A 16,778-nucleotide genomic window follows, 5' to 3' on the forward strand; every position below is an offset into this window, starting at 1 on the left:
GGGGTGTGCGGGAGCGCCCGCACACCCCGGTCCGTCCGACCGCTCTCAGTCCTCGTGTCCCAGCTGGAGATCGCGTTCCGTCCGTCCGCCGCCGGGAAGTTGGAGCACGGTGGCGACCGGCGGGTAGCCGGCCGCGATCACGGTGTACTCACCGGTCGACAGGTCCACGAACCGGAACGCCCCGTCCGAGCCGGTGGTGAGGGTGTCGACCACGTTGCCCGCCGCGTCCAGGAGCGTGACCCTGGCGTCCTCCACGGCCCGCCCGCCGGGGGCGCGAACGATTCCGCGCAGCACGGCGCCGCCCGCCAGCTCGATGTCCTGCCTCGTCTCCCGGGCGGCCTGCACGCTCACCGGGAGTGCCGCGGGACGGAAGGCCGCGGCACTGGCCGCCAGGGTGTACTCCCCGGCCACCAGCTCGCTGATCACATAGGCGCCCTCGCGCCCGGTGCGGGTGGTCGCGACGACCTCGCCCCGTACGTCGGTCAGTGTGACCGTCGCGTCACGGACGGGGGCGCCGTCGGGTGTGAGGACCGCCCCGGCGAGCCGTCCCGCCCCGCCCAGGACCACGTCCAGCTCCACCGGCCGGTCGCCGACCGTGACGCTGACGGCCTGCGGCTGGTGCCCGCCCGCGGCGGCGATCAGCACGTAGGCACCGGCGGCGGGCGCGCTCAGCGCGTACCGCCCGTCGCCGCCGCTCGCCCCCCGTCCGACCTGCCGGCCCTGGCCGTCGATGAGCGTGAGGGCCGCCCTCCCCACCTCCGTACCGTCGGGGTGCTGGACACATCCCCGCACCGGGACCCCGGAGAGCGGGCCGGGCTGCGGCGGACCTGGGTCGGTACGGGCCGCCGGGATCGTGGACTGCGTCGTGGACGGGTCGGCAGCCGTGTGGGAGGTGGGGTGGGACACCAGCGGTTTCTCCTTGAGGAAGAAGGCGAGGAACAGGCCGAGCAGAAGCACCGGCACGAGGTAGAGGAAGATCCGCGGCATCGCGTCGGCGTACGCCTGGATGTAGGCGTCGCGCAGGGCGGGCTCAAGGGTGTGGACCAGCTGCGGGGTGATCGACTCCGCGTCGGGCAGGCCGGTGCCGGAGGGGAGCCGCACACCGAGCGCGTCGGCGAGCCGTCCCGCGAACAGCGTGCCGAAGATCGCGGCGCCGACACTGCCGCCGATCTGCCGGAAGTAGTTGTGGGCGCTGGTGGCGGTGCCGAGGTCGGAGGGGCGCACGGAGTTCTGCACGGCCAGCACCAGGATGGACATGACGAGGCCGATCCCGATGCCCAGGACGGCCTGCCAGAGGCCGTACTCCAGTGCCGAGGTGCCGGTGTCCAGGAGGGAGAGGAGCCACATGCCGACGACGGAGACGGCAGCCCCGACGATCGGGTAGAGGCGGTAGCGGCCGGTGCGCGAGACAAGCTGCCCGGAGACGACGGAGGCGATGACGATGCCGCCCATCATGGGCAGCATCAGCAGTCCCGACTCGGTGGCGGAGACGCCCTCGACCATCTGGAGATAGGTCGGCAGGTAGCTGGCGGCCCCGAAGAGCGCGACCCCGACGACCGCGCCCACGAGTGAGGTGACGTTGAAGACCGAGTCGCGGAACAGCCGCAGCGGGATGATCGGTTCGGCGGCCCGGTGCTCGACGACGAGGAAGAGCAGGGCCGTTCCGGCGGCGCCGGCGGCAAGCCCGAGAATGGTCCGCGAGCCCCAGGCGTACTCCGTGCCGCCCCAGCTGGTGAGCAGCACCAGGCAGGTCGACGCCACGGCCAGCAGCAGCGCCCCCAGCACGTCGAGGCGGGGGCGGACCGCCGGCTTGGGCAGTTTCAGCACCAGCGCGATGACGGCGAGGGTGACGATGCCGAACGGCACGTTGATGTAGAAGCACCAGCGCCAGGAGGCGTGGTCGGTGAAGAAGCCGCCGAGGAGCGGTCCCGCTACGGAGGCGAGGCCGAAGACCGCCCCGATGAGACCCATGTAGCGGCCTCGTTCCCTGGAGGGGACGATGTCGGCGATGATCGCCTGCACACCGATCATGAGCCCGCCGCCGCCGATGCCCTGGACGGCCCGGAAGGCGATGAGTTCGTCCATGGTGCGCGACCAGCCGGCGAGGGCGGAGCCGATGACGAAGACGACGATCGCGAACTGGAAGACGCCCTTACGGCCGAAGAGGTCGCCGAGCTTCCCGTAGATCGGCAGACCGATCGTGGAGGCGAGGAGATAGGCGGTGACCGCCCAGGACATCTTGTCCAGGCCGTGCAGCTCGCCGACGATCTTCGGCAGCGCGGTGGCCACGATCATCTGGTCGAGCGCCGCGAGCAGCAGCGTGAGCATCAGCCCGAGGAAGACCAGCCGGACCCTGCGAGGGCTGATGTCGTCGGTCGGTGCCGGCGTTCCGGCGGCGGGCGGCGGCGCGGGCGGAGCGGGCTCCGCCGCGGTGCCGGGTTCCGTCCAGGTACGGGGCGGCCCGTACTCCGTGCCTCCCGGCCCGTCCTTCACCAGAGTGATCCCACCCACCACGTGACGCTCCCCTCGTCGCAGCTGCGCCGCCCATTTCTCGCATCAGGCGGCAAGGCAGGGCAAACGCGACCGGGCGCACGCACGGCGCGCACAGAGGGCGTATGCGCCGGTGGGAGGCACTACGGCGCACAACCGGCCACCCCGGAAAACCACCCGTTCCGGTGAGGCCGGTCGTGACGCCAACAGCGGGAGAAGCAGGGTTACTTCTCGGTCTCGGCTACTTCTCGACCTCGGCGGCGAGGTTCTGCAGCAGCTCGTCGTAGATCCGGCCGAGCCCCTTGGGCGCGAACGTCTTCTCGAAGAACCCGCCGATGCCGCCGGCGCCGTTCCAGACCGTCGTGACGACGGCCTTGGACTTCCCGTCACCGGCCGGCGTGACGGTCCAGGTGGTGACCATCGAGGAGTTGCGGTCCTTCTCGACCAGCTGCCCGTCCGTGGGCTCGGTGACCTCGAGCAGGCAGTCGCGGACCCGCTTGCTCGTGGCCTGGAGCCTCCAGTGGACGAGGGTGCCCTCGCCGTCTCCGCCCTCGCGCACCTCGTACTCGCTGAAGTGCCCGGTCAGCACCTTGCCCCGGACCTCCTTGTAGTCGGCCAGGGCATCGAACACCGTCTCTGCGTCCGCCGCGATGATCCGCTCCGTCGTGGCCTCGACCTGCGCCATGCCTGCTCCTCCAGCACTCGGTTGTTCGGGGTGCTAATGAGCCAACCACCTCGGGTACGGCCCCTCAAAATCGGGTACGGCGTTCCGCGGTGCACGATCAAGGGAACATATGTTCTATTCTCTGCGGAGTGCTACCAAGGAGGCGTTCATGCGCTGGGACAATCTTGCAGAGAACACCACAAAAGCGGGTAACGGAGCGCTCTTCGCGGCGGACGCGGTGACGACACGCACCTTCGACACCCCTGAATTCAGGGGGATCACCTTCCACGAGATCCGGGCCCGCTCGATCGTGAACCGGGTGCCCGGCGCCTCCCGCATGCCGTTCGAATGGACCGTGAACCCGTACCGGGGCTGCACCCATGCCTGCGTGTACTGCTTCGCCCGGAAGACCCACAGCTATCTGGACCTGGACACCGGTCTCGGGTTCGACTCCCAGATCGTCGTCAAGGTCAACGCCGCCGAACTGCTGGGCCGCCATCTGGCCTCCCGCCAGTGGCAGGGCCAGCACATCGCGATGGGCACCAACGTCGACTGCTACCAGCGCGCCGAGGGCCGCTACCGGCTGATGCCCGGCATCATCTCCGCCCTGCGCGACCACGCGAACCCCTTCTCCATCCTCACCAAGGGCACCCTGATCCTCCGCGACCTCGACCTGCTGCGACAGGCCGCCGAGGTCACCGAGGTCGGCGTCTCCGTATCCGTCGGCTTCACCGACCCCGAGCTCTGGCGCACGGTGGAGCCGGGCACCCCCTCCCCCGAGCGCCGCCTCGACGTCGTCCGGGCCATGGCGGACAACGGCATCGACTGCGGGGTGCTGATGGCCCCCGTCATCCCCTTCCTCGGCGACCACCCCGACCAGCTGCGCGCCACGGTCCGTGCCATGGCCGACGCCGGAGCGACGTCGGTGACCCCGCTCGTCCTCCACCTCCGGCCCGGAGCCCGTGAGTGGTTCATGCAGTGGCTCGCCCGGCACCATCCGCACCTGGTGCACCGGTACGAGCAGATGTACGCGGACGGGGCGTACGCGCCGACCTGGTACCAGCGGGGCATCACCCGCCGGGTGCACGAGCTGGCGGCCGAGTTCGGCATCGGCCCGGCCGACCGGGGCAGCGCCCGGCGCTCCGCACGCGGGACGCCCACGGCTCCCGCACCCGGCCCCACCCAGCTGAGCCTGCTCTGACGGCGCCCCTCCCCCGGCCCGAACGGGTCAACTCTCGGCCTCACGTGTCCTTCCGCTCCCGGATCCGGGAAGCATGCGGCGGGGGCTGTGCCACCCACAGCCGCGTCGCACCACCACGGGAGGCCCCATGACGAAACGTGCAGGAATTCTGGTCGCCGTCGGCGCCACGGTCGCGGGCCTGGTGACCGCCGCGCCCTCCACCGCGTCCGCACCCTCCGCCACCCCCGCCGCCGCGCCACTCAAGTGGACCGGCTGCGGGACGAAGACGTACCCGAAGCTGCAGTGCTCAACGGTGACCGCGCCGCTCGACCATGACAACCCGTCGGGCAGGCCGGTCACCCTCGCCCTGTCCCGGATCCCGCACACGGCGAAGACCTCGCAGGGGCCCCTGCTGGTCAATCCGGGCGGACCCGGCGGCAGCGGGCTCTCCATGGCGGGCTTCGTGGCGTCCTCGCTGCCGAAGAAGCTCGCCGCCCAGTACGACGTGATCGGGTTCGACCCGCGCGGCGTCGGCAAGAGCCGGCCCGCCCTGAACTGCCTGCCGAAGTACTTCGAGCCCGTGCGCCCCGACACCGTGCCGGACTCCTACGAGGCGGAGAAGACCGCGCGCAACCGGGCCGCCTCCTTCGCCGCCGCGTGCGGCGAGAAGCACGGCGACCTGCTGCCGTACATGGACACCGTCAGCGCCGCGAAGGACCTCGACGTCATCCGCCGGGCCCTCGGGGCGAAGCGGATCAACTACTTCGGATACTCGTACGGCACCTACCTGGGCGCGGTCTACGCCAAGCTGTTCCCGGAGCACGTACGCCGCCTGGTGCTCGACTCGGTCGTGGACCCCGACGGCGTCTGGTACGAGGACAACCTCGGCCAGGACCACGCGTTCGACGCCCGCCACAAGGCCTTCGCCGCATGGGTCGCGAAGAACGACGCCACGTACAGGCTGGGCAGCGACCCGGCGCAGGTGGAAGCCGCCTGGTACGGGATGCGCGACGCGGTGAAGAAGCACCCGGCGGCCGGCAAGGTCGGGCCGGGCGAGCTCGAGGACACCTTCATGCCGGGCGGCTACTACGACGGCTACTGGCCGCGCCTCGCCGAGACGTTCGCGGCGTACGTGAACGACGAGGACGAGGACGCGCTCGCCACCGCGTACGAGGACTTCGCCGCTGTCGACAAGAGCGGGGAGAACGGGTACTCCGTCTACGCGGCCGTGCAGTGCCGTGACGCCGGCTGGCCCCGGACCTGGAGCACCTGGCGCAACGACACCTGGGAGGCCCACGCGAAGGCGCCCTTCATGTCGTGGAACAACACCTGGTACAACGCGCCCTGTGCCACGTGGCCGGTGGAACCCCTGGAGCCCGTGCGGGTCGACAACGACGCCATCCCGCCCGCGCTGGTCCTCCAGGCCACCGACGACGCGGCAACGCCCTACGAGGGCGGCGTCACCATGAGCCGCGGACTCAAGGGCTCCGGCCTCGTCGTGGAGGAGGGCGGCGGCAACCACGGCATCACACTGAGCGGCAACGACTGCCTGGACAAGCACCTGGTGCGCTACCTGACGGACGGCACGCTCCCGGCCTCCGCAGGCAGCGGGGCGGACGCGGTCTGCGCCGCCCTGCCCGAGCCGAAGGCGACTCCGTCCGCGAAGGCGGGCACGAACACGAAGGGCACCACGCTGCACGGGCTGCTGGGCTTCCGGGGCTGATGCACGGCTGAGAAGTACCGGACCCCACGCCGGGGGCGTACGCCAGGATGGGCCGCGTGACCACGCATCCCCTTCCCGCGTACGCCCCCGGCGTGCGTATACGCGCCATGACACTCGACGACTGCGCCGCCGTGGCGTACGTCCGCCCCCTCACCCCGTCGGCAGCCGCCTGAGCGCCTCCGCCGCCGCCGTGCCGAGGCGCGGGTGGGGCAGGGCGGCTTCCAGGACGGGGCGGGCCCGGCCGTCGCCCAGGGTGCCCAGTCCCTCGACGCAGGCGAGCGCGACGTGCCAGTGCGGCTCGCCGGGGATCAGCAGCCGGTGCAGTGTGCTGACCAGGGCGGGCACGGACTCCGGCGCGCGCAGGGCCGTGAGCAGCCGCACCGGGTGCAGGGCGTAGGCCGTCCGCAGGCTGTTCGTCGCGAGCGCGGCGGCGGCCCTGGACGTCCGCGGATCGCCGAGGAGCCGCAGGGCGTGGGCGGCCGAGACGCAGCGTTCGGGGTCGCGGTGGTTGAGGAGGAGCACCAGCGCCTCGAAGGCCCGGCGGTCCCCCCGGCACCCGAGCCGGAACGCCGCGATCTCACGGGCCCACAGCGGGCGTTCGCGTTCGACGAGCACCCTGGCCAGTTCCTCGTCGTCCTCGGTGTCGACGAGCCGCCGGAAGGCCTCCGGCTCACCCGCCTCGTCCCCGAGCCGGTCCGTCAGCGAGCGGAACTCCTCATCCATGACGGTGAGTTTATCCACGCGCACGCACCGTGTTCACCGAACTGTGTGCCAGCGCACAGGCGACCAGGGCTGGCGCGCTCGTTACTCGCCGGTTAAGCTCAAGTGAGCGGGACACACACCCGCCGGCTCTGGTGGCCTGGTGACGCAGCCACCCGGAGTGCTTGTCGGTTCGGCAGTTTGTGAGACGCGGCTCGGGACAGAGCCCGTCACCCTTTTCCCCGGTGCGCCGTACGCCACCGGGACCGTGCACCACGACACGCAGTTTCCGTGCACCGAGCGCCGGTTGAGTTTTCGGCCACGCGCGCCGCCGTGCTCCTCTTCAGTCGTCACTCACCCTGGAGTCCCGTGATGGACACCCCGCTCACCACCATTGCCGTCGTCGGTCTCGGCACCATGGGAACCGGCATCGCCGAGGTCCTGGCCCGTGCCGGCCGCGAGGTCGTCGGAATCGACGTCAGCGAAGCCGCCGCCCGTCAGGCCGTCGTCTCCCTGGAGGCCTCCACCGCGCGCTCCGTGCGCCGTGAGCGCATCACGGAGCAGGAGCGGCACGACATCCTCGCCCGGTTCCGGACCTTCACCGATCTGCAGGCCGCCGCGAACGCGGAGCTGGTCATCGAGGTCGTGCCGGAGACGTACGAGATCAAGCAGCAGGTCTTCCGTGAGCTGGACGCGGTGGTCTCCCCCACCGCGATCCTCGCGACGGGCACGAACGCCCTGTCCGTGACCCGGCTGGCAGCCGAGTCGCAGCACCCGGAGCGGGTCCTCGGTCTGCACTTCTTCAATCCGGCGCCGGCGATGAAGCTCGTCGAGGTGGTCTCCTCCGTGCTGACCGCGCCGCCGGCCGTGGAGAGCGTGACCCGGCTCGCCCGCGAGCTGGGCAAGGAGCCGGTCGCGGTCGGCGACCGCCCGGGTTTCGTCGCGGACGGTCTGCTGTTCGGCTACCTCAACCAGGCCGCGGCGATGTACGAGGCGAACTACGCCTCACGCGAGGACATCGACGCCGCCATGAAGCTGGGCTGCGGGCTGCCGATGGGCCCCCTGGCGCTGCTCGACCTGATCGGGATCGACACGGCCCGCACGGTCCTGGAGGCCATGTACGCGGCGTCCCACGACCGGCTGCACGCGCCGGCCCCGGTCCTCGGCCAGCTCAGCGAGGCAGGTCTGACCGGCCGCAAGACGGGCCGCGGCTTCTACACCTACGACGCCCCCGGCGGCCAGGACGTGGTGCCGGACGCCCTGACGCCCGTGGACAGCGCGGGCGCGGCGGCCGGGCGTGAGGTCTCCTCGGTCGGTGTGGCCGGCTCGGGGACGATGGCCTCCGGCATCGCGGAGGTCTTCGCCAAGGCCGGGTACTCCGTGGTCCTCGCCGCGCGCAGCCAGGAGAAGGCGGACACCGCCAAGGCCCGGATCGCCAAGTCCCTGGGGCGCTCGGTCGCCAAGGGGCGACTGACGGAGGAGGCCCGGGACAAGACGCTCGCCCGGATCACTCCCGCGGGCACGCTGGACTCCTTCGCCGATGTCGATCTGGCCGTCGAGGCCGTCGCCGAGGACCTGGAGATCAAGCGGGAGCTCTTCGCGACCCTGGACAAGGTCTGCAAGCCGGGCGCGGTGCTCGCGACCACCACCTCGTCGCTGCCGGTCGTGGCCGTCGCCCGGGTGACCTCGCGCCCCGAGGACGTCATCGGGATGCACTTCTTCAACCCGGCGCCCGCGATGAAGCTCGTCGAGGTGGTCCGCACCGTGCTGACCGCCGACGACGTGCACGCCACGGTCCGCGAGGTCTGCCTCAAGGTGCGCAAGCACCCGGTGGACTGCGGCGACCGGGCGGGCTTCATCGTGAACGCCCTGCTGTTCCCGTACCTCAACAACGCGATCAAGATGGTCGAGGAGCACTACGCGACGCTCGACGACATCGACGCGGCGATGAAGCTGGGCGGCGGCTACCCCATGGGGCCGTTCGAGCTCCTGGACGTGGTCGGCCTGGACGTCTCGCTCGCCATCGAGAAGGTCCTGCACAGCGAGTTCCGCGACCCGGGCCTCGCCCCGGCGCCGCTGCTCGAGCACCTGGTGGCCGCGGGCTGCCTCGGCCGCAAGACGGGGCGCGGCTTCCGCGAATATGCCCGGCGCTGAGGTGCCGGCGGCAGGCGGCGCCACGTCGCCCGCCACCGGGTCCCCCGGGCGGGGGGCCCGGTGGGGCGGGCTGCTCGGCCCCTCGGGTGACCTGCCCCCACAGGCGCACTCCCCTGCACCGATGGGTTACGTTCACCTCATGTCCCAACCCGCCAAGTCCCCTCGTTCCTCCGCCGCGACGGACGCCCCGGAGAGTGCCGCGAGCACCCGTGCAGCCGCCCAGCGGCTCAAAATGCGCCGCGAGCTGGCCGCGGCGGCGATGGAACTGTTCGCCACGAAGGGGTACGAGGCGACGACGGTCGACGAGATCGCGGGGGCCGCCGGAGTCGCCCGGCGCACGTTCTTCCGCCACTTCCGCTCCAAGGAAGAGGCGATCTTCCCGGACCACGACGACACCCTCGTCAGGGCCGAGGCAGTCCTCAACGCCGCACCCGCGCACGAGCACCCGCTCGACACCGTGTGCCGCGGCATCAAGGAAGTCATGAAGATGTACGCGGCGAAGCCCGCGGTCTCCGTGGCGCGCTACAAGCTGACCCGTGAGGTGCCCACGCTCCGCGAGGCCGAGATCGCCTCGGTGGCCCGCTACGAGCGACTGTTCACGCGCTATCTGCTGGGCCATTTCGACGAGCGTGACCACCACGTCGGAAATGACGACCCACTGCTGGCCGAGGTGGCCGCGTCCGCGGTGGTGACCGCGCACAACCATGTGCTGCGGCGATGGCTGCGCGCGGACGGCCAGGGTGACGTGGAGACACAGCTCGACCACGCGTTCGCGATCGTGCGGGAGACCTTCGGCACGGGGATCGGAGCGGGGCGGACCGTGGGGGGCGACACCGGGAGGGCGGCGCCCGCCGCGTCGGTGTCGAGGGAGGGCGAGGTGCTGGTAGCCGTGGCGCGTACGGACGCACCGCTCGACGAGGTGATGCGCACGATCCAGCGGGCGCTGAAGGAGCACTGAGCCGGACCGCGGCCCTGTTCAGCCCTCGACGGTCTCCACCGGCGCTCCCGCGTACCAGGGCGGCGGCGTGGCGCCCTCGCTCCACGCCTCCAGTTCCTCGGGACCGACACAGACGATGCCGCACTGCGCGGCGTACTCGAGAGCCGGCTCGGTGAAGTCTCCGGTGCTGACGATCACGGCCGCCTCCGCGTCGTGGACGGCGTAGCACGTGCCGCCGAAGCGCTGGAGGTCCTGCGAGCCGACCTTGTTGCCGCAGGTGTACCTCTTGCACTGCACGACGAGACGGCGGCCGTCCGGCGTCGTGGCCACCACGTCCGCACCCAGGTCACCGGCGCCACCGACGACCTCGGCGTCCGCGCAGCCGTCCCGTCGGCAGAGCCCGGCCACGGCCTCCTCGAAGTCGTACGGGTCCATGGCCGCGTAGTCGACGGGCGGCAGCGGCTCGGGGACCGCGACGGCCTCGGACGCCGGCAGTTCCTCCAGGGCGGCGTCCACGACGTCGTAGGCGGTCTCGACGACCGCCTCCGCCGCCCGGCCCGCCGCCCTGCGGCCGCGGCGCACGCGCAGCAGCGCCACGATGCCGGCCACCAGCCCGGCCACCGCGGCGCCGGCGACGACCGGATGCCGTCCGGCGCTCTCCAGCGCGGTGCGCACCATGAGCCCCACACCGCAGATCAGCACGGCGATCAGCGCGAACCCGAACGCCGTACGCCGGACGTCGAATGCGGGCCCGCGGCCCTTCCGGGCGCCTCCGCGCGTCGGTATGCCCATCGCGTACCCACCCCTGCCCCTCGTGATCACATCAAGATCACTTCCACCTGCCCCGCACCGCCGGGTTGACGCACCGGCCGGCGGAAACCCTGTGGTCAGGGCGGCGCCTTCGTGCTCGGATGCGCGCATGGAACCTGACGAGATGCTCGCCCTCTTCGATCACGAGATGCGTGAAAACGCCCGCCCGGACGGACCCGGCACACACGTCGAACGGGCGGGGGACGTCGTACGGCAGACCGGCGGCGCCGACGACTGGAACGGCGTCGTGTGGACCGCCCCGGACCTCTCTGCCGGGCGCGCGGAGTCGGAGATCACGGCGCAGGTGGAGCACTACACCGCCCGCGGCCTCGGCGAGTTCGAGTGGAAGCTGTACGCGCACGACGCCCCGGCGGGTCTGGGCGGGCTCCTGACCGCGGCCGGTTTCGAGCCGGAGCCCCGGGAGACCCTGCTGGTGGCGCCGGTGGCGGACCACACCGGCCCGGTGGACCTTCCCGAGGGTGTCCGGCTGCTGGAGGTGGCCGACGCGGCGGGAGTGGAGCTGATGGTGCGGGCCCACGAGCTGGCCTTCGGCACCGACGGAACCCGGCTCCGCCATCAGACCCTGGCCCGCCTCGCCGACGACACGTTCGCCGCGGTGGTCGCCGTGGCCGACGGCGAACCGGTGAGCTCGGCCAGGCTGGAGACGCACCCCGGCACGAGCTTCGCCGGCCTGTGGGGCGGAGGGACCGCGGCGCCCTGGCGGGGCAGGGGCATCTACCGGGCGCTGATCGCTCACCGCGCCCGTGTCGCCGCCGAGCGCGGCTACCGCTTCCTCCAGGTCGACGCCACGGATCAGTCAGCCCCGATCCTGCGGCGCCTCGGCTTCACGGTCCTGGGCACGACGACGCCGTACGTGTACCGCACCGCGCCGTAGCCACCACAAAAGAGGGACCAACACGACATACGGCCCATGATATTGCTCATGCGTGCCTACGAGATGACAACTGAGAGAAATTGTTGGCACTGGGTGCCTTGCCACCTGTCACGGAGTGCCATACGTTGAAGGCGTCCGGGCGGCCGGCGTGCAGAGATCTCTCGTACGCCGGCTGTCCCCGCGAACCACGTGTCCGCGCGCCCGGGCGCCTGCGTCACAGGCAAACCCTTCTGCTCCACCGAGCAGGCCCCAGCACCACCCGCCGAACCGACGGCACACCTCCACACCGCACTCTCCCCTGCCCACAGGGGTCCTTCGAGCGTTCCCTCGACGCCGGAAACCCGATCTGCCGGAGGCATCACCGTGAAGGAAATCCTGGACGCGATCCAGTCGCAGGACAGCACCGCCGCGGACTTCGCGGCCCTGTCCATCCCCGAGTCGTATCGCGCGGTGACCGTGCACAAGGACGAGGCGGAGATGTTCGCCGGGGTCGCCAGCCGCGACAAGGACCCGCGCAAGTCCCTCCACGTGGAGGACGTGCCGGTGCCCGAGCTCGGCCCGGGCGAGGCCCTGGTCGCGGTCATGGCCAGCTCGGTCAACTACAACTCCGTGTGGACGTCGATCTTCGAGCCCGTCTCGACCTTCGGCTTCCTGGAGCGGTACGGCAAGCTCAGCGACCTGAGCAAGCGCCACGACCTCCCGTACCACGTCATCGGCTCCGACCTCGCGGGCGTCGTCCTGCGCACCGGCCCGGGCGTCAACGCCTGGAACCCGGGCGACGAGGTCGTCGCCCACTGCCTGTCGGTCGAGCTCGAGTCCTCCGACGGCCACAACGACACGATGCTCGACCCCGAGCAGCGCATCTGGGGCTTCGAGACCAACTTCGGCGGCCTGGCGGAGATCGCGCTCGTCAAGTCCAACCAGCTGATGCCGAAGCCGAAGCACCTCAGCTGGGAGGAGGCCGCGTCCCCCGGCCTGGTCAACTCCACCGCGTACCGCCAGCTCGTCTCGCGCAACGGCGCCGGTATGAAGCAGGGCGACAACGTGCTGATCTGGGGCGCGAGCGGCGGACTCGGCTCCTACGCGACGCAGTTCGCGCTGGCCGGCGGCGCCAACCCGATCTGTGTCGTCTCCAGCGACCAGAAGGCCGACATCTGCCGGAAGATGGGCGCGACCGCGATCATCGACCGCAACGCCGAGGGCTACAAGTTCTGGAAGGACGAGCACAACCAGGACCCGCGCGAGTGGAAGCGGTTCGGCAAGCGCATCCGTGAGCTGACCGGCGGCGAGGACGTGGACATCGTCTTCGAGCACCCCGGCCGCGAGACCTTCGGCGCCAGCGTCTACGTGACCCGCAAGGGCGGCACGATCGTCACCTGCGCCTCGACCTCGGGTTTCAACCACGAGTACGACAACCGCTACCTGTGGATGTCGCTCAAGCGCATCATCGGTTCCCACTTCGCCAACTACCGCGAGGCGTGGGAGGCCAACCGCCTGATCGCCAAGGGCAAGATCCACCCGACGCTCTCCAAGGTCTACTCGCTGGAGGACACCGGCCAGGCCGCGTACGACGTGCACCGCAACCTGCACCAGGGCAAGGTCGGCGTGCTCGCTCTGGCCCCCTCCGAGGGCCTGGGCGTGCGCGACACGGACCTGCGCGAGCAGCACATCGACGCCATCAACCGCTTCCGCAACGTCTGAGGTCCACGATGACCGAACGTCAGAAGGACCGGCCGTGGCTCATGCGGACGTACGCCGGCCATTCGACCGCCGAGGCGTCCAACGAGCTGTACCGGCGCAACCTCGCCAAGGGGCAGACGGGTCTCTCGGTCGCCTTCGACCTGCCCACGCAGACCGGCTACGACCCTGACCACGTCCTCGCCCGCGGCGAGGTGGGCCGGGTCGGCGTGCCCGTCTCGCACCTCGGTGACATGCGGCGGCTGTTCCAGGACATCCCCCTGGAGCAGATGAACACCTCGATGACGATCAACGCCACCGCGATGTGGCTGCTGGCGCTGTACCAGGTGGTCGCGGAGGAGCAGGGCGCCGACCCCGACAAGCTCCAGGGCACGACGCAGAACGACATCGTGAAGGAGTACCTGTCGCGGGGGACGCACGTCTTCCCGCCCGGTCCTTCGCTGCGGCTGACGACAGACATGATCACGTACACGGTCAACCGGATCCCGAAGTGGAACCCGATCAACATCTGCAGCTACCACCTGCAGGAGGCGGGGGCCACACCGGTCCAGGAGATCGCGTACGCCATGTCGACGGCCATCGCGGTGCTCGACGCCGTGCGCGACTCCGGCCAGGTGCCCGAGGAGCGGTTCGGTGACGTCGTCGCCCGCATCTCCTTCTTCGTGAACGCGGGTGTCCGCTTCATCGAGGAGATGTGCAAGATGCGCGCCTTCGGCCGCATCTGGGACCGGGTCACGCGCGAGCGGTACGGCATCGCGAACCCCAAGCAGCGCCGCTTCCGCTACGGGGTGCAGGTCAACTCCCTGGGGCTGACCGAGGCACAGCCGGAGAACAACGTCCAGCGCATCGTGCTGGAGATGCTGGCCGTCACCCTCTCCAAGGACGCGCGCGCCCGTGCCGTGCAGCTGCCCGCCTGGAACGAGGCGCTGGGGCTGCCCCGTCCGTGGGACCAGCAGTGGTCGCTCCGCATCCAGCAGGTGCTCGCGCACGAGAGCGATCTGCTGGAGTACGAGGACATCTTCGCCGGGTCGCACGTCATCGAGGCCAAGGTCGAGGAACTGGTCACCGACTCACTGGCCGAGATCGACCGCATCCAGCAGATGGGCGGCGCGATGGCCGCCGTCGAGTCGGGCTATCTCAAGTCGGAGCTCGTCTCCTCGCACGCCGCACGGCGGGCCCGGATCGAGGGCGGCGAGGAGAAGATCGTCGGCGTCAACATCTACGAGACGACGGAACCCAACCCGCTGACCGCCGACCTGGACGCCGCGATCATGACGGTGGACCCGGAGAACGAGGCACGGGTCGTCACCGCGCTGCACGAGTGGCGCGACAACCGCGACGAGGCCCGCGCGACCGAGGCGCTGACGGCCCTGAAGAAGGCCGCGGCGGGCACCGCGAACATGATGGAGGCCACCGTCGAGTGCGCCCGCGCGGGTGTCACCACCGGCGAGTGGTCCTGGGCCCTGCGGGACGTCTTCGGCGAGTTCCGCGCGCCGACGGGCGTCTCGTCCGCTCCCGTGGCGGTCACCGCCGAACCCGGCACCCCGCTCGCCGTCGTCCGCGAGAAGGTGAGCCGCACCGCCGGGGACCTGGGCGTGGGGCGCCTGCGCCTGCTGGTCGGCAAGCCCGGCCTCGACGGGCACTCCAACGGTGCGGAGCAGATCGCCGTACGGGCCAGGGACGCCGGCTTCGAGGTGGTCTACCAGGGCATCAGGCTGACGCCCGAGCAGATCACGGACGCCGCGCTGGCCGAGGACGTGCACTGCGTCGGACTGTCCATCCTGTCCGGCTCGCACGCCGAACTGGTCCCGGACGTCCTGAACCGGCTGCGCGAGGCCGGGGCGACGGACATTCCCGTGATCGCCGGCGGCATCATCCCCCCGGCCGACGCGAACGCCCTCATCGCGGCCGGCGTCGCCGCCGTCTTCACCCCGAAGGACTTCGGCATCACCGAGATCATCGGCCGTATCGTCGACGAGATCCGGAAAGCGAACAAGCTCGACCCTCTGGAGGTCCCCGCATGACCACGCCGCCCACCACCTCTGTGAACCGTCTGCGCCCGCGCCGTTCCTGTCTGGCTGTGCCGGGCTCGAACCCGCGGTTCCTGGAGAAGGCCCAGGGACTCCCGGCCGACCAGGTGTTCCTGGACCTGGAGGACGCGTGTGCGCCGCTCGCCAAGGAGGGCGCCCGGCACCACATCGTGGACGCGCTCAACAACGGCGACTGGACGGGCAAGACCCGGGTCGTGCGCGTGAACGACTGGACGACGCACTGGACGTACCGCGACGTCATCACGGTCGTCGAGGGTGCGGGCCCGAACCTCGACTGCATCATGCTGCCGAAGGTCCAGGACGCCCAGCAGGTCGTCGCGCTGGACCTGCTGCTGACGCAGATCGAGAAGACGATGGGCTTCGAGGTCGGGAAGATCGGCATCGAGGCACAGATCGAGAACGCCAAGGGTCTGGTGAACATCGACGACATCGCCGCGGCGTCGCCCCGCCTGGAGACGCTGATCTTCGGCCCGGCCGACTTCATGGCCTCGATCAACATGAAGACCCTCGTGGTCGGCCAGCAGCCGCCCGGCTACCCGGCGGACGCGTACCACTACATCCTGATGCGCATCCTGATGGCGGCCCGCACGCACGACCTCCAGGCGATCGACGGCCCGTTCCTCCAGATCCGTGACGTGGACGCGTACCGCGAGGTCGCGGGCCGTGCGGCGGCGCTGGGCTTCGACGGCAAGTGGGTGCTGCACCCCGGCCAGGTCGACGCGGCGAACGAGGTCTTCTCGCCCTCGCAGGAGGACTACGACCACGCGGAGCTCATCCTCGACGCGTACGACTGGTGCACCTCCGAGGAGGGCGGCAAGAAGGGTTCGGCGATGCTCGGCGACGAGATGATCGACGAGGCCAGCCGCAAGATGGCCCTGGTCGTCGCGGGCAAGGGCCGCGCCGCCGGCATGCAGCGCACCTCCAAGTTCGAAGCCCCGGAGGCCTGACATGCAGTTCGGACGCACCTATGAGGAGTTCGAGGTCGGTGCTGTCTACAAGCACTGGCCCGGAAAGACGGTCACCGAGTACGACGACCACCTCTTCTGTCTGCTGACCATGAATCACCACCCGCTGCACATGGACAGCAACTACGCCGAGAAGACGACGGATTTCAAGAGGAACGTCGTCGTGGGCAATTACGTCTACTCGCTGCTGCTCGGCATGTCGGTACCGGACGTCTCCGGAAAGGCGATCGCCAATCTGGAGGTCGAATCGCTGAAGCACGTCGCGCCGACCTTCCACGGCGACACGATCTACGGCGAGACGACCGTGCTCGACAAGACGCCGTCGAGGTCCAAGAGCGACCGCGGCATCGTCCATGTCGAGACGAAGGGATACAAGCAGGACGGCACGCTGGTCTGCGTGTTCCGCCGCAAGGTGATGGTCCCCACCGAGACGTACATCAAGGAGCGGGGCGGCGAGCAGCCCGGCCGCCCGGAGCCGGTCCAGCCGCCGCAGAAGAACGTGGAGAAGTAGC

At 70.6% G+C, this 16,778-nt stretch carries 13 protein-coding genes; 9 read left to right on the top strand and 4 right to left on the bottom strand.

The features are described 5' to 3' along the window. Positions 1-45: 45 nt before the first annotated feature. The gene (locus ACFUNE_RS20980; protein WP_383569922.1) at positions 46-2,514 is read right to left on the bottom strand and encodes an MFS transporter; all 2,469 of its coding nucleotides are present in this window, start codon (positions 2,512-2,514) and stop codon (positions 46-48) included. A gap of 217 nt (positions 2,515-2,731) precedes the next feature. Next, positions 2,732-3,175: an SRPBCC family protein gene (locus tag ACFUNE_RS20985; RefSeq protein WP_383569925.1), complete on the bottom strand. Its 444-nt coding sequence runs from the start codon at positions 3,173-3,175 to the stop codon at positions 2,732-2,734. Positions 3,176-3,323: 148 nt separating this feature from the next. Here ACFUNE_RS20985 and ACFUNE_RS20990 point away from each other — a divergent pair, with 148 nt between their 5' ends. Both ACFUNE_RS20990 and ACFUNE_RS20995 read left to right on the top strand, forming a co-directional pair. Continuing rightward, the gene (locus tag ACFUNE_RS20990; protein ID WP_383569928.1) at positions 3,324-4,355 is read left to right on the top strand and encodes an Rv2578c family radical SAM protein; all 1,032 of its coding nucleotides are present in this window, start codon (positions 3,324-3,326) and stop codon (positions 4,353-4,355) included. Positions 4,356-4,482: 127 nt separating this feature from the next. Further along, positions 4,483-6,057 (top strand): alpha/beta hydrolase, encoded by a 1,575-nt coding sequence (locus tag ACFUNE_RS20995; protein ID WP_383569931.1) that lies wholly within the window; start codon positions 4,483-4,485, stop codon positions 6,055-6,057. Between the two features lie 150 nt (positions 6,058-6,207). Here ACFUNE_RS20995 and ACFUNE_RS21000 read toward each other — a convergent pair whose 3' ends face one another. Beyond that, positions 6,208-6,780 carry an adenylosuccinate lyase gene (locus tag ACFUNE_RS21000; RefSeq protein WP_383569934.1) on the bottom strand — a complete coding sequence of 191 codons (573 nt, stop codon included), beginning with the start codon at positions 6,778-6,780 and terminating at the stop codon, positions 6,208-6,210. Between the two features lie 348 nt (positions 6,781-7,128). Between ACFUNE_RS21000 and ACFUNE_RS21005 the strand changes: the two genes are divergently transcribed. Further along, the gene (locus ACFUNE_RS21005; RefSeq protein WP_383569936.1) at positions 7,129-8,910 is read left to right on the top strand and encodes a 3-hydroxyacyl-CoA dehydrogenase family protein; all 1,782 of its coding nucleotides are present in this window, start codon (positions 7,129-7,131) and stop codon (positions 8,908-8,910) included. A gap of 139 nt (positions 8,911-9,049) precedes the next feature. Continuing rightward, entirely contained in the window at positions 9,050-9,868 is an 819-nt protein-coding gene (locus tag ACFUNE_RS21010) for a TetR family transcriptional regulator (protein ID WP_383569939.1), read from the top strand. 18 nt (positions 9,869-9,886) lie between these two features. Here ACFUNE_RS21010 and ACFUNE_RS21015 read toward each other — a convergent pair whose 3' ends face one another. Then, a complete protein-coding gene (locus ACFUNE_RS21015) occupies positions 9,887-10,639 on the bottom strand; it encodes a restriction endonuclease (protein ID WP_383569942.1) in 753 nt (250 codons plus the stop codon). A 127-nt stretch (positions 10,640-10,766) separates the two neighbouring features. Here ACFUNE_RS21015 and ACFUNE_RS21020 point away from each other — a divergent pair, with 127 nt between their 5' ends. From ACFUNE_RS21020 to ACFUNE_RS21040, 5 genes are all read left to right on the top strand, one after another. After that, positions 10,767-11,552 (top strand): GNAT family N-acetyltransferase, encoded by a 786-nt coding sequence (locus ACFUNE_RS21020; protein ID WP_383569945.1) that lies wholly within the window; start codon positions 10,767-10,769, stop codon positions 11,550-11,552. 363 nt (positions 11,553-11,915) lie between these two features. Beyond that, on the top strand, positions 11,916-13,253 hold the full coding sequence (gene ccrA, locus ACFUNE_RS21025; protein WP_383569948.1) for a crotonyl-CoA carboxylase/reductase: 1,338 nt from the start codon (positions 11,916-11,918) through the stop codon (positions 13,251-13,253). Between the two features lie 8 nt (positions 13,254-13,261). Continuing rightward, positions 13,262-15,274, top strand: coding sequence for a protein meaA (locus ACFUNE_RS21030; protein ID WP_383569951.1), 2,013 nt, complete (start codon positions 13,262-13,264; stop codon positions 15,272-15,274). Next, positions 15,271-16,248, top strand: coding sequence for an HpcH/HpaI aldolase/citrate lyase family protein (locus ACFUNE_RS21035; RefSeq protein WP_383569954.1), 978 nt, complete (start codon positions 15,271-15,273; stop codon positions 16,246-16,248). Before ACFUNE_RS21030 ends, ACFUNE_RS21035 begins: the two co-directional genes overlap by 4 nt. 1 nt (position 16,249) lies before the next feature. After that, positions 16,250-16,777, top strand: a complete 528-nt coding sequence (locus tag ACFUNE_RS21040; RefSeq protein ID WP_383569957.1) for a MaoC family dehydratase — start codon at positions 16,250-16,252, stop codon at positions 16,775-16,777. The last annotated feature ends 1 nt before the right edge of the window (position 16,778 follow it).

Origin of the sequence: Streptomyces sp. NPDC057287, assembly GCF_042667905.1 — a bacterium.
Taxonomy (GTDB): domain Bacteria; phylum Actinomycetota; class Actinomycetes; order Streptomycetales; family Streptomycetaceae; genus Streptomyces.